We start from the raw sequence: 704 nt of genomic DNA on the forward strand, positions 1-704 counted from the left end.
GTCGTAGAGCAGCGTCGAATTGACGACGCGGGTGTTGATCGAATGCAGGCTGGCCGCCGTCAGCAGGCCGGCGATGAGCGCCACCAAGGCGGAGAGCACATAGCGCAGTACCAGCATCGGCCGCACCGGAATGCCGATGTTGCGCGCCGCCACCGGATTGTCGCCGGCGAAATAGATGTAGCGGCCCCATTTGGTGTAGCGCAGGAACAGGAAGAACAGGAAAGCCAGGCCGGCGAAGACGAAGACCTCGATCGGAATATCGAGGAAGCGCAGGCCGCCGAGCAGCTCGACCCAGTGGCCCTGCGGCACCGGCACGGCATCCTGCGTGATCAGCTGCGAGCGCACATAGCCGAAGACGAAGGAGCCGGTGGCCAGCGTCACGAAGATCGCCGGCACATCGGCATAGGCAACGAGAAAACCGTTGAGCAGGCCGATGGCGAGCACGCCGGCCAGCACATAGGCGAAGGCCAGCCAATCCGGCGTGCCCGAATTCAGCAGTTGCAGATACCAGGCGACCGACATCGCCATGATCGCCACCGCCGACAGGTCGATGCCGCGGCCGATGATGACGACGGCCATGCCAAGCGCCAGTATGCCGAGCACCGACACGGAGCGGACAATGGCGACAAGGTTGTTGGGATCGATGAAGCCCGGCAGGCCTATTGCCGCGGCAACGAACAGCACCACCGCGATGGCAAAGACAA

1 protein-coding gene is annotated in these 704 nt (G+C 63.8%); it reads right to left on the reverse strand.

All coding sequences use genetic code 11. The features are described from left to right. Positions 1-704, reverse strand: a 704-nt coding sequence (locus tag FCU66_RS40715) for an ABC transporter permease (protein WP_136625529.1), incomplete at both ends; no start/stop codon positions are given.

This window comes from Mesorhizobium norvegicum, from assembly GCF_004919685.1.
GTDB classification, from domain to species: domain Bacteria; phylum Pseudomonadota; class Alphaproteobacteria; order Rhizobiales; family Rhizobiaceae; genus Mesorhizobium; species Mesorhizobium norvegicum.